Source organism: Aureivirga sp. CE67 (assembly GCF_015767245.1).
Lineage (GTDB): Bacteria > Bacteroidota > Bacteroidia > Flavobacteriales > Flavobacteriaceae > Aureivirga.
On record NZ_JADOTV010000026.1, the window covers coordinates 15,576 to 38,834 of the forward strand.

General features: G+C 29.1%; 19 protein-coding genes. 14 read left to right on the top strand and 5 right to left on the bottom strand.

What is annotated here, in order from left to right; genetic code table 11:
• Positions 1 to 44 precede the first annotated feature (44 nt).
• Complete coding sequence (locus I0K12_RS19745) at positions 45 to 347, bottom strand: hypothetical protein (RefSeq protein WP_196889902.1); 303 nt, start codon at positions 345 to 347, stop codon at positions 45 to 47.
• 231 nt (positions 348 to 578) lie between these two features.
• Here I0K12_RS19745 and I0K12_RS19750 point away from each other — a divergent pair, with 231 nt between their 5' ends.
• Both I0K12_RS19750 and I0K12_RS19755 read left to right on the top strand, forming a co-directional pair.
• On the top strand, positions 579 to 1,589 hold the full coding sequence (locus I0K12_RS19750; RefSeq protein ID WP_196889903.1) for a sensor histidine kinase: 1,011 nt from the start codon (positions 579 to 581) through the stop codon (positions 1,587 to 1,589).
• Positions 1,582 to 2,265: a LytR/AlgR family response regulator transcription factor gene (locus I0K12_RS19755; RefSeq protein WP_196889904.1), complete on the top strand. Its 684-nt coding sequence runs from the start codon at positions 1,582 to 1,584 to the stop codon at positions 2,263 to 2,265. The genes I0K12_RS19750 and I0K12_RS19755 overlap by 8 nt, the downstream gene beginning before the upstream one ends.
• 48 nt (positions 2,266 to 2,313) lie before the next feature.
• Here the strand turns inward: I0K12_RS19755 and I0K12_RS19760 are convergent, their stop codons facing one another.
• Positions 2,314 to 2,868, bottom strand: a complete 555-nt coding sequence (locus tag I0K12_RS19760) for a hypothetical protein (RefSeq protein WP_196889905.1) — start codon at positions 2,866 to 2,868, stop codon at positions 2,314 to 2,316.
• A gap of 78 nt (positions 2,869 to 2,946) precedes the next feature.
• A complete protein-coding gene (locus tag I0K12_RS19765) occupies positions 2,947 to 3,501 on the bottom strand; it encodes a hypothetical protein (RefSeq protein WP_196889906.1) in 555 nt (184 codons plus the stop codon).
• Between the two features lie 326 nt (positions 3,502 to 3,827).
• Here I0K12_RS19765 and dapF point away from each other — a divergent pair, with 326 nt between their 5' ends.
• The 4 genes from dapF (at position 3,828) to I0K12_RS19785 (ending at position 7,096) form a co-directional block, all read left to right on the top strand.
• A complete protein-coding gene (gene dapF / locus I0K12_RS19770) occupies positions 3,828 to 4,613 on the top strand; it encodes a diaminopimelate epimerase (protein ID WP_196889907.1) in 786 nt (261 codons plus the stop codon).
• Between the two features lies 1 nt (position 4,614).
• Positions 4,615 to 5,148, top strand: a complete 534-nt coding sequence (locus I0K12_RS19775) for a GNAT family N-acetyltransferase (RefSeq protein WP_196889908.1) — start codon at positions 4,615 to 4,617, stop codon at positions 5,146 to 5,148.
• The gene (mltG, locus tag I0K12_RS19780) at positions 5,142 to 6,170 is read left to right on the top strand and encodes an endolytic transglycosylase MltG (protein ID WP_196889909.1); all 1,029 of its coding nucleotides are present in this window, start codon (positions 5,142 to 5,144) and stop codon (positions 6,168 to 6,170) included. Before I0K12_RS19775 ends, mltG begins: the two co-directional genes overlap by 7 nt.
• Positions 6,171 to 6,460: 290 nt before the next feature.
• A complete protein-coding gene (locus I0K12_RS19785) occupies positions 6,461 to 7,096 on the top strand; it encodes a peptidoglycan-binding protein LysM (RefSeq protein ID WP_196889910.1) in 636 nt (211 codons plus the stop codon).
• A gap of 68 nt (positions 7,097 to 7,164) precedes the next feature.
• Here the strand turns inward: I0K12_RS19785 and I0K12_RS19790 are convergent, their stop codons facing one another.
• Entirely contained in the window at positions 7,165 to 8,199 is a 1,035-nt protein-coding gene (locus I0K12_RS19790; protein ID WP_196889911.1) for a TlpA family protein disulfide reductase, read from the bottom strand.
• 83 nt (positions 8,200 to 8,282) lie between these two features.
• On the bottom strand, positions 8,283 to 9,287 hold the full coding sequence (locus I0K12_RS19795) for a TlpA family protein disulfide reductase (protein ID WP_196889912.1): 1,005 nt from the start codon (positions 9,285 to 9,287) through the stop codon (positions 8,283 to 8,285).
• A 317-nt stretch (positions 9,288 to 9,604) separates the two neighbouring features.
• Here I0K12_RS19795 and hutH point away from each other — a divergent pair, with 317 nt between their 5' ends.
• The 8 genes from hutH to I0K12_RS19835 all read left to right on the top strand — a co-directional run bounded on the left by hutH (position 9,605) and on the right by I0K12_RS19835 (position 23,192).
• Positions 9,605 to 11,116 (top strand): histidine ammonia-lyase, encoded by a 1,512-nt coding sequence (gene hutH, locus I0K12_RS19800; RefSeq protein WP_196889913.1) that lies wholly within the window; start codon positions 9,605 to 9,607, stop codon positions 11,114 to 11,116.
• A 240-nt stretch (positions 11,117 to 11,356) separates the two neighbouring features.
• Complete coding sequence (locus I0K12_RS19805) at positions 11,357 to 12,193, top strand: T9SS type A sorting domain-containing protein (RefSeq protein WP_196889914.1); 837 nt, start codon at positions 11,357 to 11,359, stop codon at positions 12,191 to 12,193.
• Between the two features lie 3 nt (positions 12,194 to 12,196).
• Entirely contained in the window at positions 12,197 to 13,042 is an 846-nt protein-coding gene (locus I0K12_RS19810; RefSeq protein WP_196889915.1) for a T9SS type A sorting domain-containing protein, read from the top strand.
• Positions 13,043 to 13,132: 90 nt separating this feature from the next.
• Positions 13,133 to 14,224 carry a M42 family metallopeptidase gene (locus I0K12_RS19815; RefSeq protein ID WP_196889916.1) on the top strand — a complete coding sequence of 364 codons (1,092 nt, stop codon included), beginning with the start codon at positions 13,133 to 13,135 and terminating at the stop codon, positions 14,222 to 14,224.
• A gap of 171 nt (positions 14,225 to 14,395) precedes the next feature.
• The gene (locus tag I0K12_RS19820) at positions 14,396 to 15,508 is read left to right on the top strand and encodes an imelysin family protein (protein WP_196889917.1); all 1,113 of its coding nucleotides are present in this window, start codon (positions 14,396 to 14,398) and stop codon (positions 15,506 to 15,508) included.
• A gap of 98 nt (positions 15,509 to 15,606) precedes the next feature.
• Positions 15,607 to 17,013, top strand: a complete 1,407-nt coding sequence (locus tag I0K12_RS19825) for a di-heme oxidoredictase family protein (protein ID WP_196889918.1) — start codon at positions 15,607 to 15,609, stop codon at positions 17,011 to 17,013.
• A 1-nt stretch (position 17,014) separates the two neighbouring features.
• The gene (locus I0K12_RS19830; RefSeq protein WP_196889919.1) at positions 17,015 to 18,079 is read left to right on the top strand and encodes an imelysin family protein; all 1,065 of its coding nucleotides are present in this window, start codon (positions 17,015 to 17,017) and stop codon (positions 18,077 to 18,079) included.
• A 259-nt stretch (positions 18,080 to 18,338) separates the two neighbouring features.
• Positions 18,339 to 23,192 (top strand): FG-GAP-like repeat-containing protein, encoded by a 4,854-nt coding sequence (locus tag I0K12_RS19835; RefSeq protein WP_196889920.1) that lies wholly within the window; start codon positions 18,339 to 18,341, stop codon positions 23,190 to 23,192.
• The last annotated feature ends 67 nt before the right edge of the window (positions 23,193 to 23,259 follow it).

Genomic DNA, 23,259 nt, shown 5'->3' on the forward strand with positions numbered 1-23,259 from the left:
TTCTCTCAAAGATTAATATTTTTTGAGAGAAATCAAAATTTTAATTACTCCCAATCATGTGTATGAGAATCATTTACATGGCCTTTATGTCCGTCATTTTTATGACCTGGATGCGTGTGTCCATCCTCTTTATGGTTCTTATGTGAAAAATTATTTTCTGAATGTACATCAAAATCGTGGTCTTCATGCGCATCACCTTCATCCGAATGATTTTCATGATTCCAATCTGGACCATGATTTTCAACCGGATTCTCTGATTGTTTATTCACATCATTTGTTTGTGCATTTAAAAAATATGTTCCAAAGGCTAAAAAAGGAACAACTGCCAAATACTTTAAGAATTTCATCTTTATATAATTTTAAGTTAAACATTTATTTAATTATGATTCAAAAGTATAAGCTGCTTATGTAAAAAAATAATAAATTAAACAAAGAGGAAAAGTTTTAAACAAAAAGCACAAACAATTACTTTATTGAAGTCTTTTAGGTTTAATTGAATAACTCCTCTGTTTATGGTTTTATAAGTCATTTTAATGAATTTTAGATAAAATCACTTCTAGTTTTTGTACTTTTAATCTATGAAAAACTGGATAAAACATATTATTTTTTGGATTTTATATAGCATATTTTTGTTCTTTATTTTTGATTTATTTTCTGATTTTAAAACTTCCATTATCAGGACATTCTACATTGTAAGTTCTCAAATAATTGTTTTTTATGTCAATCTTTTATGGATTTTACCTAAAATATATGAGAATAAAAGATATGCACTATATGTTTTTTTAAATTTGATTTTAATTGCAATTAGTTTCTATTTTAATTCTTTTTTAGAAAAATTTACACCTCATTATTTAGAGCACAATGATGCGTTTCATCGTTTTGAATTAAATTCAATTAATATTGAAAATATGTACACCAATGTAATTTCCGTTATTTTGGTCGTATTCGTTAGTTTTTTCCTATTTGCATTCCAAAAAAGACAACAACAAGATGCAAAAGAATTGGCAATTATTTCGGCAGAAAAAACTTTTTTGATACAACAAATCAACCCACATTTTTTGTTTAATACTTTAAATAATATTTATTTTTTGACATATAAAAAAGCTCCAAAAGGTGCAGAAGCTATTATGCAGCTTTCAAAAATGTTGGATTATTCTCTACATGGAGAAAATTTAGAATCTGTTACTATTAGTGATGAAATTGAATATATCAATAATTTTATTTCACTTTTTAAACTCAAAGATAGCTCGCTAGATTCTATTCAATTTGATTATTCAAAAGTAGATTCTAAAAAAAGAATTGCCCCTCTCCTACTGATTCCTTTTATAGAAAATGCTTTTAAACACGGAAATATTGAAACTTCAAAAAATAGTTTTATCAAGATAAATTTAAAATCCGTTGAAAACGAATTGATTTTTCAATGCGTGAATACTTTTAATCCAAATAAAATAGTAGACAAAACACACGGAATTGGAATTAAAAATGTCAGTAGAAGATTAGAGCTTTTGTATGCTAAAAATTTTGATTTACAAATTGAAAAAGAAAAAAATGAATTCTTAGTTACTTTAAAACTGAAATTAAATGATTAGATGTATTATCATAGATGATGAAGAACCTGCAAGATTATTATTGAAGGATTATTGTGAAAAAATTGAGAATTTGGAAGTTCTTGGTTTGTTTAAATCTCCTTTAGATTGTATAGATTTTATTGAAAAAAAAGAAATCAATCTTTTACTTTTAGATATCAACATGCCTGAAATTTCTGGAATCGATTTTTTAAAAACTTTACACAAAAAACCTAAAGTAATTTTGACAACAGCCTATAGAGATTATGCTTTAGAAGGTTTTGAATTAGAGGTTTCAGATTATCTTTTAAAACCAATAGAATTTTTTCGTTTTTTAAAAGCTGTAAACAAAGTCAAAAATGAGAATTCAACTTTAAAAAAAGAAAATATTTTGGAAAATAATATTCAATTAAAATCTAATAAAAAAATATATAAAATTCCACTTTCAGAAATTATCTATCTAAAATCTAATGGAGAATATGTGATGTATCACACTAAAAATCATGGAAATATTCTGGTTTATGAACGAATTAAAAATGCTTTAGATATACTACCAGAATCTTATTTTTTTCGAATTCATAGATCTTTTGTTGTGAATACTTCTTTTATCAAGTATATCGAAGGAAATCAAGTAGTTTTGGAGAATGAAAAACTACCAATTGGAGAGAATTATAAAACTAATTTTATCGAAAAATGGTAAAAATTCATAAAAAAACAGCATTCAAAAGAGAATGCTGTTTTCATTTTTTTATTTTTCTATCAACTCAAATGAGTTCATAAATTTATTCGCATTTGGATTATCTGCTTTTCCAGCTTTAGAAATTGTTTGTAAAATATAATTTACGTTATTAACTAAATAAACACGCATTCTAATTACTGCTGTTCCATTTTGAAAATCAATTGTTATTTCTCTTCCAGGATATCCTTTATAAGAAAGTTCTTTTTCTGTAAGTAATTTTCCTCCAACATTTCTAACGGCTCCATCAACAGCACCACGCAAGAAACCATCTATCATTTCTTTATTATCAGAGCTAATTTTATCTGAAGGATATACTGTATAATTTACCATATACACCATATTATCCGCATTTAAATCCGTCTCTTGAACCATAGAATAATTCATCTCCAGAGGTCCAATCTCAGTATTTAAAGTTGTATTTTGTTCTAAAGGTTTTTGTGGAAAATCTACTTCATAACCAAATTTTTCAGAAGTATAATGAAACCAATCTTCCTGAATTACAAAACTCATAAATAATAATGCAATCACAGGAATAAAAGATAATTTAAGTAATTTGTTTTTCATTTTCTAAGTGTTTTTATTAAAAAATATTTGCTGTAAATATACAGTACATTTTTTCAAATCTTGAAAAGACTATAAACTTTACTCTTCCAACAACTCAAAAGAATCCATGAATTTCATAGAAGATGCATTAAATTCTTTTTCTTTTTTATAAGTAGTTTCTACAATGTATGAAGTATTTTCTATTAGATAAATTCTCATTTTTGTATTTGTAATTCCATTTTGACTTGCAATTTTAATTTCTCTACCAGGATAATCTCCATAAGTAATCACTTTTTCTGACAATAATTCCCCATTTGATTTATTGATAGCTGCATTGATAGCTTTTTCAAAAAAATTCATCACAATTTTCTTATCATTTGAATTTAATTCTTTTTTAGGATATTTTGTTTTCACCACCATATAGACCAAATTATCTGCTTCCAAATTTGAATCCGTAAGCATCGTATAATCTGTTTCCAATTGTCCTATATCTGTTTCAATAATTTTAGAATCCTTGATTGGTTCAGTCGGAAAAAGAACTTTATATCCAAATTTTTCCGATTGAAATTGATACCAATCTTGTTGAATCATGAAACTCATTAAAGATAAAGTGAGAATAGATAGAAATGTTAATTTTAGTAATTTTGATTTCATTTTAAATGTGTTTTGTAAGTTAGTATTAGTAGTATACAAATATATAATCCATGAAATTATTTAACATTAAGAAAACAATAATTCCATCAAGGTCAAAGCATTAAAGAGCTTACAAGTATATTCTGAAATTCAAAATTTTAAATAAGCGTTTTAAGAATTAATTGTTAACGTTTTCTTCATATTCCTTTTTTTTAACGAAATTTTTATTTTACCAACATTCAAAAAAAGCTTAAAACATTATATTTATTTTTAAAATAAAAAGGAATGATTTTCTTCGAATTTTTAGTTTGTAAACAACAACTAGATAATGTACTTTTGCATTTATCATGAATTTACACTTTTATAAATACCAAGGAACAGGAAACGATTTTGTCATGATCGACAATCGTTCTGATTTTTTCCCAAAAGAAAATGTAGCTTTAATCAACAAACTTTGTGATCGTAGATTTGGAATTGGAGGAGATGGTTTGATTCTTCTAGAAAATTCTGAAACAAGCGATTTTAAAATGGTTTATTTCAACGCAGACGGAAATGAAAGTACGATGTGTGGAAATGGAGGAAGATGTTTGGTTGCTTTTGCTAAAAAACTAAATATTTTTGATAAAGAAACAACTTTTGATGCGATTGATGGTTTGCATTATGCTTCTATCGAAAATGATATTGTTTCGCTTCAAATGATTGATGTAGATTCTGTAGAAATTCATGATACACATTGTTTTTTAGATACAGGTTCTCCACATCATGTTCAGTTAGTTTCGGACATTGATAAATTTCCTGTTTTTAATAAAGGAAAAGAAATTCGAAATGGAGCTCCATATTTTGAAGAAGGTTCAAATGTCAATTTTGTAGAAAAAACTGGTGAAGCTTCTTTTAAAGTTAGAACTTACGAAAGAGGTGTAGAAGATGAAACTTTGGCTTGTGGAACTGGAGTAACTGCAGTTGCTATTGCAATGCATAGAACAGAACAAGTAAAAAACGCAGAAACTAAAATAAACACAAAAGTTCTTGGAGGAGATTTGACAGTTTCTTTTAATGTAGAACAAGGAGTTTATAAAAATGTCTTTTTAGAAGGACCAGCCAAATTTGTTTTTGAAGGAACTATAGAAATTTAGGATGAAAGTTTTAAAAGGAGAACATATTCATTTACGAGCTTTGGAAGCTGAAGATCTGATTTTTCTACATAAAATAGAAAATGACGAAGATTTCTGGGAAGTTAGTAATACGATTACTCCTTTTTCTAAGTTTATTCTTAAAAATTATTTGGAAAATGCTCATCTGGATATTTATGAAGCAAAACAACTTCGTTTGGTAATTGCTCGAAATGATTCGGATGCGCCAATTGGATTTATTGATTTATTTGATTTTGATCCTTTTCATAAAAGAGCTGGAATTGGCATCATGATTGTACAGTCAGAACAAAATAAAGGTTTTGCAACAGAAAGTTTGAATTTAGTAATCAATTATAGTTTTACTTATTTACAATTGCATCAACTTTATGCCAATATCACAGAGGACAATCAAAACAGTATTTTCTTATTTGAAAAATGTAATTTTAAACACACAGGAACCAAAAAAGATTGGATCTATTCTGTAAATAATAATTTTAAGGACGAATTATTATTTCAATTAATTTCAGAAAAATGTTAAAGAAAGTTATTCTTGCAGTAATTGCAATTCTTATTATAGGTGGTGGAATTTTTGGATTTGTAATGTATCAAAAAGTTTACAAATCTAACGTCAAAGAAAATTTTGAACTTTATATCACAGAAAATACTTCTTACGAAACTTTAGTGGAAGAAATAAAACCACATTTAAATGATGTGACAAGTTTTACATTTGTTTCTGAATTAAAAGGATATCCGAAAAAAATAAAAACAGGAAGATATATTATTAAAAAAGGAACTAGCTCTAATGATTTGATCAATAAACTTCGTATTGGAAATCAAGATGCAGTCCGTTTGACTTTTAATAATCAAAATTCTTTAGAAAAATTAGCTGGAAGAATTTCACAACAAATACAAGCTGATTCTACTTCTCTTCTTCATTCTATGAAAGATGTAAAATTTTTGACTGAAAATGATTTTAATGCTACAAATGCTTTAAGCATGTATATTCCAAATACTTATTTTGTAAAGTGGGATATTTCGCCAGAAGGTTTCAGAAAAAAGATGTTACAACAATATAATAAATATTGGACAAAAGAAAAACTGGAAAAAGCGAAAGCGTTAAATTTAACTAAAGAAGAAGTAATTATTCTAGCTTCTATCGTGCAACAAGAAACGAAAGCAAAATCTGAAAAACCAGTTGTTGCTGGTCTTTATTTAAATAGATTACAAAAAGGAATGAGATTAGAGGCAGATCCTACTGCTGTCTTTGGTTACAAAAAACATCATGGAGATGATCTTGTAATTAAAAGAGTTCTTTTTAAACATATTGAATTCGATTCTCCATACAATACTTATATGATTTCAGGACTTCCTCCAGGTCCGATTACAATGGCTGATATTTCTTCAATCGAAGCTGTTTTAAATTATGAGAAGCATAATTATTTATTTATGTGTGCAAAACCAGATTATAGTGGTAAGCATAACTTTGCAAAAACAAATGCACAACATTCTAGAAATGCTTCTAAATATCGTAATTGGTTAAGAAAACAAAATATTAGGTAATTTTTTAGCTGATTATCTGAATCTTAGACAAAAACTATGATTCTTATCAAATTTAACATTTTTTTAACATTTTTAGAAAAATCACATTAACATTTTTTTAGCCTTCTTTTCGTTAAAATTTAAAATTAACATTTTCGATATTGAAATATAATTACATATTTCGTATTTTTATTATGCAATCCTTAAAAAGAACCTCAAATATTTAAACTTATTGCTAATTTAAAAATATGTCGTACGTTTGCATCGCAATAAAATAAACGACGTAAGAAGTTTAATTTAATGCTAAATTTATGAGAAGAAAAACACTATACGTTCTGTTTTTGTTGTTTTTTTCGATGATGTATGGAAGACCAGCATTTTTTATAACGGACTCGGATTTAAACGACAAAGTATTTAAGGAAAAAGAAACGGGAACCAAAATGGTAACTGTTCTTAGTGAAGATGAAGTTAAGAACTTCATCGAAATTCCATATTTAGGAAAATCTTTCATCGGATTTAGAGAGGCAATTGCCTTTAAAGAATCTAGAGGGAATTATAATATGGTGAACTCTTTAGGATATGTTGGAAAGTATCAATTTGGAAAAACTGCTTTAAAGCATTTCAAAATAAATGATACTCAAAAATTCCTAAACGATCCTGTTCTACAGGAAAAAGCTTTTATAGCACTATGTTCTGTAAATAAATGGATTCTGAGAAAAGAAATAAAACAATGGGTTGGTAAAAAAGTCAACGGAATTGAAGTAACAGAATCTGGTATTTTAGCAGCAGCTCACTTAGGTGGTGCTGGAAATGTAAAGAAATATCTTAGAAGTCGAGGAAGCAATAACTTTAAAGATGCATACGGAACTTCTATTTATGTATATATGAAAAAATTTGCAGGTTATGATACTTCAAATATTGAAACTATTAGAAAACCTGTAATTTAATTTGGTTAATTTTTTGGTTAGTTAAAAAAGCTCACGAGTTCATCGCGAGCTTTTTTTTATGTCTAAAATTAAATTCCTAAATCTTGGAATAATTTTGTGATTGTCTTTTTGTTAGAAGGTCTTGGAGCATTAGAATCTACAATATTTCCTTCTGGATCTAATAAAATAAATCTTGGGATAGAGTTAATTCCGTATTCTCTCATGAATTTTGAGTTAAAATCATTATCCGCAAATAACTGTAATCCTGATAACTCTTTTGATTTTACCATGTTTTTCCATTTTTCATGGTTGTTTTTCTTATCAACAGAAATACTTACGAACTCAATATTCTTGTTGTGGAAATCTTTTTCTAAATCTTTTAAATGAGGAATTTCTCTTTTACAAGGTCCACACCATGTTGCCCAAACATCGATATACACATATTTTCCTTTTAAATCATCTAGAGAAACTGTTCCTCCTTTATAGTTTTCGTAGTTTTCAAACTTTGGAGATGGTTTTCCTTTTGTAAGTTTTGTAGCATTTAAATGGTTTCTGTCATAATTCTTTTGAATATAATCAGAATACATTTGAATACCTTTTTTCTCTTGCGCATATAAAAGTGAATCTAAACCATTCTTTTTTGCTTTTTCAAGCATATCCTCCATTTTATTTTTAGTAGAAGCAAAAGTCTTTTCAAACTCAGCTCTTTCTAATTTAAATAAAGTTTGTGGTGTTGCTTCTTTAGATTTCATTAAAGCAATTTTCTCTACAACATAATTATTTGAAACAGAACCTGGCCCAGAGAAAGTTACACCATCATTGAAATTATTTTCATCTGTATTCATTACTAAATCTACACCATTGGCAAGATAAATAGGCATTTTTTTGTTTGCCTCCATGATAGTAAAGAATCCTGGCTCATTCACTTTTAACGTATCGTCAAAAGCTCCACCTTCCTTGATTGTGATAACTTTTTTATAACCCTTTCTTCCTGTAATTGTTATTTTATCAGTTGAAGCGTTAGCTACCTTACCTGTTAAATGAACATAATCGTGTTTTTCGTTTGATTTATTACATGCAAACAATGTAGATAAAACCAACCCTGTAAGTAAAATTTTTTTCATAATGATATTAAAAAAGTAATTCTAAAATAAAATGAGACTATTTTGGAGTTCAAAACAGTCTCATCAAATGTATGACAATATTATTAAATATTTAGATTTTTAAATATTTCAATTAGTTTTTCGCTTGAAGGTCTTGGTGCATCAGCTGAAACTATATTTCCATCAGGATCTAAAAGAATGAATCTTGGGATAGAACTTACCATATAATCTTGTAAGAATTTTTGATCTGAAGGATTTGCGATTAACTGAACTCCTCCAAGATTTTCATCTGCTACCATTTTTTTCCATTTTTCATAATCTCTTTCAGAATCTACTGAGATACTTAAAAATGTAATGTTTTTATCATGATATTTCTTCTCTACTTCTTTCAATGAAGGAATCTCTTTGATACAAGGTCCACACCAAGTTGCCCAAATATCGATATAAACATATTTTCCTTTGAAGTCTTCTAAAGATTTTTTTCCTCCTTTAAAATCTTCATAATCTACAAACTGAGGAGATTCTGATCCTTTTGGAAACTTTAAACGGAAATGTTCTTTTTGTTTATAAAACTCCTCTAAATAGTTACCTAACTGCGCATTATTCTTCTTTTCATCAGCGATAAATGCACTATCTAATCCAGCTCCATCAACAATCAATGCTGATAATTCTGAATTAATTTTTGATTTTGTTTTATCGAAATCATCTCTATTTAAATCAAATATTGAATCATCGTTCAAATATTTTTTTTGAATTCTGATTTTTTCAGCTAAAACATTATTTGCATTTGCTCCCTCTCCTGTATATTTTACAGACTCGACGAAGTCTTTAGCATTAATATTTACCTGAACATCATATCCATCTTTTAAATAAATTAGTGTTGCTTCTTTTCCGTCGAATAAAGTATAAACAGCTGATTTTACATGTAAAGTATCCATGAAACTTCCATCTTGATCAAGCAAAATCTTCTTTTCATAATCTTTTCCACGTACAACTATAGTATCACTGTTTTTATTCTCAATCTTTCCTTTTAACGTTGTATAATCTTTCGTTTCCTTACTACATGCAAAAACAGCAAAAGCTGCTATCAAAACGGTTAGTTTTTTCATGATCAGTTTATTTGTGATTTGTTTTTTACTACTCAAATATAAAATTAATTATACAAAAAAATGTATATAATAACTGTGAGTTTAATTTTCAAAGTAAAAATTAAATTTCATCTTCAAATAAAACTTTAACATATTTTCATTAATCAACTATATATCAACAGATTTAATTAATAAACCTTGACTACTCTCATTTTTAATTACTGTTATTATAAATACATATCTTAAAAATATAACATTATTTTAACAAGTAGATAGAGGCTCAAATATTTGGAAATCTTGTTTTGAATGCAGAATTTTGCGTTCTCAAAATTAGGTTCATGGAAGATTTTCATTTAATAAGTTCTAATCAACTAGATTTAGAAACTATTTACGACATTATTTATTCAGACAAAAAACTTGCTCTATCAGATGATTCTAAAGAAAGAATTTTAAAATGTAGAGCTTATTTAGACCAAAAAATGGCTACACAAAAAGAGCCTATTTATGGTATAAATACTGGTTTTGGTTCTTTATGTAATGTAAAAATTAATGACAAAGAGTTAAATCAACTACAAGAAAACATTGTAATGAGTCACGCTTGTGGAACTGGTGAAGAAGTTCCTACAGAAATCGTGAAAATCATGCTACTTTTAAAAATTCAATCTATCAGTTACGGACATTCAGGTGTACAACTTGAAACTGTTGAAAGATTGATTGAATTTTACAACAACAATATTATTCCTGTTGTTTACACACAAGGTTCTCTTGGAGCCTCTGGAGATTTAGCTCCTTTAGCACACCTTTCTTTACCTCTTATTGGAAAAGGAGAAGTTATTTGTGGTGGAAATAGAATGTCTGGTGACGCTTTATTACAAACGAATAACTGGAAAAAAATCACTCTAAAATCTAAAGAAGGATTAGCATTATTAAACGGAACACAGTTTATGAGTGCATACGGAATCCATTCTTTAATAAAATCTTATAAATTATCTTATTTAGCAGATTTAGTAGGAGCTGTTTCTTTAGAAGGATTTGATGGAATTTCTTCTCCATTCGAACAAGTAATTCACTTAATTAGACCACACAAAGGACAATTAAAAACTGCGAAGAGAATTCGTAAATTCTTAAAAGGAAGTGAATTAATCCAACAACCAAAAGATCACGTTCAAGATCCTTACGCTTTCCGTTGTATGCCACAAGTACACGGAGCTAGTAAAGATACATTACACTACGCTAGTAAAACTTTCATTACAGAAATCAACTCTGTAACGGATAACCCTAATATTTTTGTAGACGAAGATAGAATTCTTTCTGGAGGAAACTTCCACGGACAGCCTTTAGCTTATGCTTTAGATTTCTTAGGAATAGCAATGGCAGAATTAGGAAATATTTCTGAAAGAAGAACTTACCAATTAGTTTCAGGATTAAGAGGTTTACCTGCTTTCTTGGTTTCAAAACCTGGATTAAACTCAGGATTTATGATTCCTCAATATACTGCAGCAAGTATCGTAAGTCAAAACAAACAATTAGCAGTTCCTGCTTCTATTGATAGTATTGTTTCAAGTAATGGGCAAGAAGATCACGTGAGTATGGGAGCTAATGCAGCTACAAAATTGAAAAGAATTGTTGATAATTTAGAAACTATTTTAGCAATCGAATTATTCAACGCTTCTCAAGCTCTTAAATTTAGAGAACCATTAAAATCATCGGATTTCTTAGATTCATTTATACAAATGTTCCGTCAAGAAGTTCCTGTTGTTGAAAATGACAGAGTGATGCATAAAGATATTCAAAATGCTGTTCGTTTTATAGAACAACTTTCTATTGACCCTGAGCAGTTATTTTACTAAAAAACACAAAAAAGGATTAGAGTTGATCTAATCCTTTTTTATTTTCACTCTCCTCTACTTCTATTCTTCTCTTTTTATTTGTTTAAAAATAATTTTACATCAAACGTTTCTTTAATTGTTTTAAATACAATTAATTAACTTTTTTAACCAGTTTAATTGATATATGTTCAATTAAAAATAAACATTTATCATTTTATTTTAATATTTTAACATGTAATTTTGTTAAAAATTAAAACTATTATGGTACATTTACTTAAAATTGCATCTTTATCATTAACATTATCTTTTACTCAAAATTTTTATGCACAAGAAACAGATCCTTGTGAAAATGATGAAACTCCACCAGTAGTTGATGGTTATATAGCTGATCATTCATTAAAACTAAATGACGAATGTTCTTTAGCTCTTCCTAATTATATTAACTTAAATATATTTATTGGTACAGATAATTGTAGTCAAGAATTAGAAGTTTATCAAACTCCTGAACCTGGAACAGTAATTACTGAGGATACTGAAGTATCTATAACATTCGAAGATGAAGCTGGAAATAAAGCTTCAAAATCCTTTATGGTTTTTGCAGTAGATGAAGATGAACCTATTTTTGATTGTTTAGAAAATAAAACAGAATATATCGACGGGTCAACTACAGTTCTTGCAGATTATACAACTGAAATAACAAATGTGGAAGATTGTTCTACTTATACTATTACGCAAAATCCTCCTACTGGAACTGTTGTAGAACTTGGAACACAAACAATAGAAATTACTGTAGAAGATTCTTTTGAAAACTCTGTAACATGTGAATTTGATATTTCTTTTGTTGAAACACTTTCTACGGAAGAATTCACTTTAAACCAAAATCATATTTACCCAAATCCTGCAAAAAATTATTTTTCTGTAAAAGATTCTAAAAACATAAAAGAAATTAAAATCTATGATTCGTTAGGAAAAATTGTTTTAAACAAAAAATCTAATTTTAATGAAAAAGTAGACATCTCTAGTCTAGAAAAAGGTATATATCAAATTATTATCGAAGAAAAAAATAAAAAAATACAACAACAAATAATAATTGAATAAACTATGAAAAACTTACATCTAACTATCTATATAATTTGTCTTCTATTTTTTACTAAAAATGTTTTTTCTCAGGAAAATGATCCTTGTGAAAATGATGTAACTCCACCTACTATTGAAGGATTTATAACAGATCATGCATTACATCACACTGATGATTGTAAATTTGCTCTTACTGATTATCTAGCTTTAAATCTGTTGACTGCAACTGATAATTGTAGTTCGGAAGAACAAATAATAATTTCACAATCCCCTGCACCAAATACGATTATTTTTGAAGATACAGAAGTTGCGATTCTCTTTACAGACAAAGAGGGAAATGAGGCTTCTTATACTTTTATAGTGATGCCTTTTGATAATACAGATCCTGTTTTCAATTGTTTAGAAGATATTACAATTAAAATTGAAGAAGATCAAACTTATACTTTACAAGATTATACTTCTCATATTTTACCAATTGAAGAATGTTCTGATTATACAATTACGCAAACTCCACAAGCTGGTACACAATTAGAAATTGGGTCTCATGGAATTGAATTAATCGTAGAGGATTCTTATGGTAATGCTACTTCTTGTTATTTTTATTTAAACTTAGAAGCAAAATTAGATATAGAAGCTTATGATTTACAAGATGTAATGTTTTATCCAAATCCTGTAAAAGATATTCTAAATATTAGTAAACCTGAAGAAGTAGAAAGCTTTAAAATCTATGACAATTTAGGTAAAGAAATTTTGTCTAAAGAAAATGTTATTTCTAAAACGATCAATGTTTCTGAGTTAAAAAATGGTGTTTATCAGATAGTTTTTAAAACCAAAAACAAATTTTATTCACAACGATTTTTAATTTTATAATTTATTTATAATAGCTCTTAAAACAAAAAAATCAAAACAAAGATTTTCACAAAAACATTCCTTATTTTTGTAGAAAATGACAAAATAAATATGAGTACAGAATCTATATTGAATAAAAAATCTATAGCGTTTTTAGAAAAATATTTAAACAACGCTTCTCCAACAGGATACGAAAGTGAAGGACAAAAAATCTGGATGGAATATTTAGAGCCATACGTGGACACTTTCATCACGGATACTTATGGTACTGCAGTTGGAGTTATCAATCCTGAAGCTGATTTTAAAGTAGTTATTGAAGGACATTCGGATGAAATTTCTTGGTATGTAAACTATATAACTCCAGAAGGATTAATTTATGTTATCCGTAACGGAGGAAGTGATCACCAAATTGCTCCATCAAAAAGAGTAAATATTCACACAAAGAAAGGAATCGTAAAAGGAATTTTCGGATGGCCAGCAATTCATACAAGAAAAGGTGGTGCGAAAGAAGAAGCTCCAAAATTGGATAATATTTTTGTGGATGTAGGATGTACTTCAAAAGAAGAAGTAGAAGCTTTAGGAGTTCATGTTGGTTGTGTAATCACATATCCGGATGAGTTTTTTGTTTTAAACGATAATAACTTTGTTTGTAGAGCTTTAGACAACAGAATTGGTGGATTTATGATCGCAGAAGTTGCTCGTCTTTTAAAAGAAAACAATATCAAACTTCCTTTCGGATTATACATCACAAACTCTGTACAAGAGGAAATCGGTCTTCGTGGAGCGGAAATGATCACACAAACGATCAAGCCAAATGTTGCAATTGTAACAGATGTTTGTCATGATACTACGACGCCAATGATTGATAAAAAAGTGGAAGGAGAAACAAAATCTGGAAACGGACCTGTTATTTCTTATGCTCCTGCAGTTCAGAATAATTTACGTGAATTGATCATCGAAACTGCGGAAGAAAATGATATTCCTTTCCAAAGATTAGCTTCTTCAAGATTTACAGGAACAGATACGGATGCTTTTGCTTATAGTAATGGTGGAGTTCCTTCTGCATTAATCTCTTTAGCACTACGTTACATGCACACTACTGTAGAAATGGTTCGTAAAGAAGATGTAGAAAATGTGATCAAACTTATCTTTAAAACGATTCAAAAAATTGAAGCTGGAGAAACTTTTAGTTATTTCAAATAATTAAATTTCAATAAGTTAAAAACTTAACGCTTTATAAAAAAATGGGGAATCTTCAACGGTTTCCCATTTTTATTTTACTTTATTTTAAATTATTCTAAATAAATATTGTTTTTTATTTAGAATCATTTTACATTTGCTGCTCATTTAGAATTAGTCTTAATAAAAATATTCATGAAAAAAAATATCATTCGCGTTTCTCTAGCTGCAATGTTAATGACAGCAGCAATTGGATGTTCATCAGATGATGACAATAGCTCAAAAACAGTAACTCAAGAAGAAGTAGTAGTAAACTACGCTGATGTAGTATTCAAAAACTACACAGATTCTCATACTAAAGCAAAAGAATTAAGAGTTGCTTTAGAAGCTTTTACAGCAAATCCATCAGAAGCTACTTTAGAAACTGCTAAGCAAGCTTGGTTAGATTCTCGTGTACCTTACGGACAAACTGAAGCTTTCCGTTTTGCTGAAGGACCAATTGATGATGAAGATGGACCAGAAGGATTATTAAATGCTTGGCCATTAGATGAGGAGTATATCGATAATATTATCGCTACTACTGATGATTTAAGTAAGTCTTATTTAGAAGGATTAAACGAAGTTGGTGGAGAAGCAAACATTAGTATTGGTTACCACGCAATTGAGTATTTATTATGGGGTAAAGATGATACTGCACCATCAATGAAGATTCCTGGACAAAGAGCTTACACTGATTTTGTTGGTGATGGAGCTACAGAAACTAGAAGAAGAGCTTACTTAAACATTTGTGCTGAATTAATCGTAGATCACTTACAATTAATGTTAGACGAGTGGAAAGATGGTGGAGCTTATAGAACTACTTTCATCGCTATGGATAAAGATAAAGCTATTGATAATGTAATCGCTTCTATCGCTGAGTTATCTAAATCTGAGTTAGCAGGAGAGCGTATGCAAGTTGCTTTAACAAACCACGATCAAGAAGATGAACATTCTTGTTTCAGTGATAACACACACAATGATATTATTTTAAACTACCAAGGAATCAAAAACGTATTCTATGGTAATTATGAAGGAATCAACGGTGGATCTTTATATGATTTATTAAACCAAAAGAATCCTACATTAGCTTCAGAAATCCAAACTTTAATTTCTGAAACTGATACAGCAGTGGAGGCAATTTCAAACCCATTTGATTATGCTATTTCAAGTGAAGCTCCAACTGAAAACGCAAAAGTACAAGCTGCAATCGATAAATTGAAAGCATTAGGAGATCAATTTACTGCTGCGCAAGCTGCTTACAAGCTATAATATATATTTTAATTAGTATTTGCAGAGGAAGAGCCGTAATTTTTATTACGGCTTTTTCCGATTAAAATAAACTATCAAACCAAACCTTATAAACAATTATGCAACACTTTTTTAAAACTGGAAAACTACTACTACTAACTACTCTTATTTCATTTTTAAGTTGCTCAGATGATGATACAAATTCACCACAGTACGCTGCAGAACCTGGTGAAGAATTATTAGGTGGTGAAACTACCATTTTTGACGAATCTTTAGATGCTTTTAGTAAGCCTGCTCCAAATTTAGCTTCACATTTAGATGCTGATTTTTTTGTTGGAAACTCTTTATTCAAACAAAACTGGGTAACAGCACCAGCTTCTACAACAGCTAGAGACGGACTTGGACCATTATTCAACGCAAAAGCTTGTTCTACTTGTCACTTTAAAGACGGACGAGGAAGAGCACCTTTAGCAAACGGAGAAATTAATCATGGTTTATTAATTCGTTTAAGTATTCCTGGTGTTGATGCACACGGAGGTCCTTTAGCGGAGCCAAATTATGGTGGTCAATTACAAGATCAGTCAATTCATCATTTAGAAACTGAGGGAGCTTTTGAAATATCTTATACTGACAAAGTAGTGACCTATCCTGATGGAAAAAGTGTTACTTTAAGAAAACCAACTTATGCGCTTACAAATTTAACACAAGGAGAAATTTCAGATAATGTGATGTTATCTCCAAGAGTTGGAAATCAAATTATTGGTCTTGGACTTTTAGAGGCAATTCCAGAAGCAGATGTTTTAGCAAATGTTGATTTAACAGATGCTGATGGAGACGGAGTTTCAGGAAAAGCTAACCAAGTTTGGGATGTAGAAAGTCAAAGTTTAAAATTAGGTCGATTTGGATGGAAGTCGAACCAACCTAGTTTATTACAACAAGTTGCAGGAGCATATAATGGAGATATGGGAATTACTTCTTATTTGTTTCCAGATGAAAACTGTCCTCCAAATGTAGAATGTGATGATATTCCAAATGGTGGAAGTCCTGAAATTACTGATGAAAATTTAATTTCAACTGTAATTTATTCAAGTACTTTGGCAGTTCCTGCTAGAAGAAATTGGGAAGATCAAGATGTTTTAGCTGGAAAAGAATTATTCAAAACAGCAAACTGTACAGCTTGTCATACTGCGAAATTTGAAACTGGAAATCATTCTATCGCTGCATTATCAAATCAAACGATTCGTCCTTATACAGATTTATTATTACACGATATGGGAGACGATTTAGCAGATAATAGACCAGATTTTGATGCTACAGGAAACGAATGGCGTACGCAACCTCTTTGGGGAATTGGTTTAATTGAAACTGTAAACGGGCACACGAATTTATTGCACGATGGTAGAGCTAGAAACATCGAAGAAGCTATTTTATGGCATGGTGGAGAAGCTGAAAATTCGAAGCAAGAATTCATGAACTTTACAGAAGAAGAAAGAGAACAAGTATTAAAATTTATCAATTCATTATAAAATGAAACTTAAACATATCTCTAAAACATTTATAGCATTTTTTAGTTTATTTGCTTTAACCCTAGCTATCAGCTGTAGTGAAGATGATTCTGTTTCTCAAGAAACATTATTGACTAATGAAAGAGCTATTTTATTGACTAATATTTATGAAAATAACATTTCCACTCTTGTTGAAGAAGTAGAAGTAGAAATCAATAAATTAGAAGTTTCAGCAAATACATTTATAGAAAATAGAACGGTTCAAAACTTAGAATCTTTACAAGCTGAATGGAAAAATGCAATTGCAGATTGGAAGCAATTAGAAGTTTATAATATTACACAGTTAGGACTTACTGTAACTTATTATAATGTGCATTTTGCTCCAGTAAATCATTCTATCATTGAAGAAAAAATCTTAGGTACTGAAACTATTGACAATGCTTTAATTAAAAGTTTAGGTTCAAATGCTAAAGGTTTTACTTCTTTAGAATACCTTCTTTTTAGTGAAGATAATACTGCTTTAATTTCTGATTTTACAACAGCAGAAAAAGCGGAAAGAAGAGTTACTTTCTTAAAAGAAACTATTTTAGAGCTAAAAAATACGTTCACGGAAATTAAAAATAAATGGATGTTTTTTAAAGCCGATTTTATTGGAGATAAAGGTACTGGTGTAACAAGTATGCAAAGTCAGGTTATCAATAATATGATTACTGCTTTAGAGATTATTAAAGTAAAAAAATTAGAAAAACCTTTTCAAGGATTAGAAGAAGCAGAAAGTCCTTATAGCGATTATTCCATAGAAATTATCCAAAAGGAATTGGAGGCTACAAAACAACTTTTCTTAGCTTTTGATAATTATTTAAACATCTTAAACGAAGGTGAATTATCAAGTGATATTAAGAACAAGTTTGATCTTTGTATCACTGCTGCAAACGACATTAGCTCTTTGAATTCTTCTATTGAAAATGGAGATACAAAAATCAATACTTTAGTTCAAAAAATAAAAGATTTATTATTAGTTGTCAAAATTGATATGGCAGCTGCTACAAAAACTACTGTAACATTTAATGATACAGATGGAGACTAATAATATTTTCCTTTCATTTAAAAAGCTGAATTCTTAATTGAATTCAGCTTTTTTTATTTATTAAATCCCCATTTTAAAAAAATAGATTACTTACAATTTAAAATCATATTCACAAATCAACTATTAATTCAAAACCTTAAACAGCAATATTTTGAGTACTCATTGAGTGTTTTTCAATATTTTAACCAAATAGAAGTATATTTTTCAAAATAAAAAAGCACAATAAATTATTTTTGCTAAAATTTTCACATTTATTATAATGAAAAATATCATCCTCACACTTATAGTATTATTTGCATACAACATGAAAGCGCAAAATACTATTGAAGTACACCCAAATAATAGGGTGGCTTCCTTACAAATGTCTTCTTCAGATTATGAAGCTTGGAAATCTGAAGATCAATTTTCTTACAATAATGCAAAGCTTCAAGAAATTACTCAAGAACTTTATCAAGAATTTGATGATGAATTTGATTTTATCTTTTTTGTTTTAAATGAACAAACAGCTCCTGAAAACATTGGTTATTCTGGAAAATTCCGTGATGTTTCAAATGATATTGAAGGTTTAGGAAAATCAATTTTTGATGATTCTTCTGAATATGGATCAAATGGTAAACTTCAGGGTGTAATTCAATTTGCTAAAAAAAATGGAATTCTTTCTGGGCCTGCTCTTCACGAATTAATGCATAATTGGGGTAATTTTGTTATTGAAACTTCTTTCCCTGGTCACTGGGGATTTACGGGAGGAAACAGCAGTGGTCAATTAGGTGGTTTTGAACAAAGCACTTTAGTTGATAATGGAAATAATAATTATTCTGTTGATTCTTTTGGTGAAAATGCAAATGGAGGAAACTCAGTTAAGTATTCGAATTTAGAATTGTATTTAATGGGATTAATTTCAGCTTCAGAAGTAGAAGATTTTGATGTTTTTAATGATTTATCAAATGTTTCTTATGATGCAAACACTCAAAAAGTATCGTTTACTTCATCAAACAAAACAACTCATAATGGAATTTCTGTTGCAAATGAAAATGGCGCTCGAATTCCAAATTATGAAAACTCTCAAAAAGAATTTAGAATTTTAACTGTAGTTCTTACAGACACTCCTCTGACAGATGAAGAGTGGTTTACTTTTGATTATCAAATTACAAAATTTGCTTTAAATGGAGATGATGGTAATGATGTTACATATAATTTCTGGGAAGCAACAGATGGAAAAGCCTCTTTGAGCGTAGATAATATTTCTAGTTCTATGGAAGCTCAATTAGATATTGTTTTAGAAAAAGTTGAAGATAATAACCTTATTGGTTTATATGAAAATACCATAAGTTCAGCAGATATTGATGGTGATAATGATTTAGATTTATTTATTTCTGGAAATGATGAAAACTGGCAAAGTCATTCTAAAATATATTTAAATGATGGAAATGCTAATTTTACAGAAACAACCTCATCTATTACTAATTTAAGATTATCTAGTTCTTCATTTGGTGATTATGATGGCGATGACGATCAAGATTTGATCATAACTGGTTTAGGTGGAAGTAGTGGAAATACAATTCTTTATCAAAATGATGGAAATGGAAATTTCTCTGAAGTAACAGGAACACCTTTTCAAGATATCTATTCTGGTACTGTTAAATTTATAGATATTGATGGAGATGAAGATTTAGATATTATGCTTTCTGGTAAACAAAATTACGACGTATTTACTACAAAAATCTATAGAAATGATGGAAGTGGAAATTATTCAGAGATAATGAATACAAATCTTATGAATGTCTTTGATAGTGATTTCGAATTTAGTGACTTTGATGGTGATAATGATATTGATATTTTAATGAAAGGAAAAACTAATAATGATGGAGATATTGATATAAAATTATACATAAATAATGGTGATGAAACTTTTTCAGAAACATCTTTTAATATCGAATTTACAACCATCAAAGAAGCGAATATTGCTATTGGAAATTTAGTTGGTGAAGAATCAGATGATCTTATTATTACTGCTTTATCTGATGAAAATGTTTCAAAATTATTTTTATATGAAAATGATGGAAATGGAAATTTTTCTCTAAATCAAGATAGTTCTATTAGTGATAGTAAAGCAAAAATTGAAGTTGGTGATTTTAACAATAACGGTAATTTGGAGATTCTTTTTATGGGTTACTATGTAACTCCTTCAAATGGATATCAATATGCAATTAATGAGTTTTACACAAAAATTAATGGTAAATACTATAACGCTCCAAATGTTCAACTTGATTATGTGAGCAATGCCAACTTCCTACATATTGCAGATTTTGATGGAAATTTTCAAAATGATATAATTATTACTGGTTATGATTGGGAACAACAGCCTGGTGGAAATTATTCACGTGTAGGTAAAATCGAAGTGTTTAAAAATACTACTGAAATTCCTCCTCATGAATATACTTTAGAAGATATTACATCAGAATGTACTTATGAATATACTACACCTCCCACTATTACTACATTATTAGGTGAAGAATTAACAGGAACTACAACTAATAGTACTAGTTTCTCAATGTTAGGAGAAAATGAAATTCAATGGAATTTTGAAGAAAGCAACGGTAATATTATAGAAATCATTCAAAAAATTATTTTAACTGATACTACAGCTCCTTCTACTATAACTTTATCTGATATTATTGCTGATTGTTCAATCACTGTGACAGATATTCCAACAACTTTAGATGATTGTAGTGGAACAATAACTGCAACTACAGATGATACTTTAGAATTTAACGAATCTGGATCTATTAATTGGATTTTTACTGATGACAATGGAAACTCTACACAAGCTACTCAGCAAGTAATTATTAATATTGAAGAAATGGTTGCGCCAACTCTAGCAGATTTACAAGCGGATTGTTCATTAACTGTTATTGAACATCCTACTTTAGATACTGATTGTTTCGGAACTATTACAGCAACTACAGAAGATTCTTTAGAATTTAACCAATCTGGAATAATTACTTGGACTTTTGATAATGGTAATGGTGAAACTGTACAAGCTACTCAGCAAGTAATTATTAATGTTGAAGAAATGGTTGCGCCAACTCTAGCAGATTTACAAGCGGATTGTTCATTAACTGTTACTGAACATCCTACTTTAGATACTGATTGTTTCGGAACTATTACAGCAACTACAGAAGATTCTTTAGAATTTAACCAATCTGGAACAATTACTTGGACTTTTGACAATGGTAATGGTGAAACTGTACAAGCAACACAACAAGTAATTATTAATGTTGAAGAAATGGTTGCGCCAACTCTAGCAGATTTACAAGCGGATTGTTCATTAACTGTTATTGAACATCCTACTTTAGATACTGATTGTTTCGGAACTATTACAGCAACTACAGAAGATTCTTTAGAATTTAACCAATCTGGAACAATTACTTGGACTTTTGATAATGGTAATGGTGAAACTGTACAAGCTACTCAGCAAGTAATTATTAATGTTGAAGAAATGGTTGCGCCAACTCTAGCAGATTTACAAGCGGATTGTTCATTAACTGTTACTGAACATCCTACTTTAGATACTGATTGTTTCGGAACTATTACAGCAACTACAGAAGATTCTTTAGAATTTAACCAATCTGGAACAATTACTTGGACTTTTGATAATGGTAATGGTGAAACTGTACAAGCTACTCAGCAAGTAATTATTAATGTTGAAGAAATGGTTGCGCCAACTCTAGCAGATTTACAAGCGGATTGTTCATTAACTGTTACTGAACATCCTACTTTAGATACTGATTGTTTCGGAACTATTACAGCAACTACAGAAGATTCTTTAGAATTTAACCAATCTGGAATAATTACTTGGACTTTTGATAATGGTAATGGTGAAACTGTACAAGCAACACAACAAGTAAACATTGAAGACAATGTAGCTCCAGAAGTTCCAGAATTAGAAACTCTTACTGGAAATTGTGCTTTTGAAATTCCTTATCCATCAACAAATGACAATTGTTCTGGTGAAATTATTGGAACAACAGAAGATAATTTAGTATTTAATCAAGTAGGAGAATATACTATTAACTGGTCTTTTCAAGATGAAAATGGTAATATAACTACAACAATACAAAACGTAATTATAGAGGATATTGATGGTCCAAATGCGCCAGTAATTGAAGATGTTTACGCACAATGTGAAGTTGAAATTACAACAATACCTTCTGCTGTTGATTTTTGTAGTGATCTTGTAACTGTAACACATAATCAAGATGATTTAATTTTTGATACGCAAGGAATACACATTATAACTTGGAGTTTCGAAGATGAAAGTGGAAATATTTCTACGGCTACACAAACAATTTATATTGAAGACACCGAAGCTCCAACTTTTGAGCATAGTATTTTAAATTCAACATTTGATTTAGTAACAAATTGTGAAACAGTACTAGAAGACTTTACAAATATTATGGATTTTGAAGAATCTGATAATTGTAGTTCTGAAATAATCATTTCTCAAAACCCTAGTCCAGGTACTATCATCACTGAAACAACAACTATAGAAATTTCTTTTACAGATGAAAAAGGAAACACGTCTAGCTTCAATTTTGATTTTGAAATAATAGACACTGAGGCACCAGAAATTACTTGTCCTGAAACAAAAAATATTTTAGTAGATGAAAATACTACTTACACTTTAGAAGATTTTACTTCTGAATTAAATATTTTAAATGGTTGTGGTGAAGAAATCGTAACTCAATCTCCTGAAGCAACAACTGAATTAGAAATTGGTGCACACACTATTTCATTCACAATTGAAGATAGCTTCGGAAATCAAAACACTTGTGAATTTATTCTAAATGTAGTAACTGACTTATCTATAACTGATGAAAGTATTTCAAAAATCAACATATTCCCAAATCCTGCTAATGATTATATTTTAATCCAATCAGATTTAGAAGTTGAAAATATTTTCATTTATGATATGACAGGAAAAATTGTATTAAAACAAAAACTAAAAACAGATCATAAAGTTGATTTAGATGGTATTTCAAAAGGAGTATATTATGTAAATGTTATAGCAAAAAACAAAAAGTTTAAAACAGAAAAATTAATTATTAAATAAATGCTTTAAGCAGTCACAATCAAATCAACTATTCTTAAAAAATCCAGAGTTTAATCTCTGGATTTTT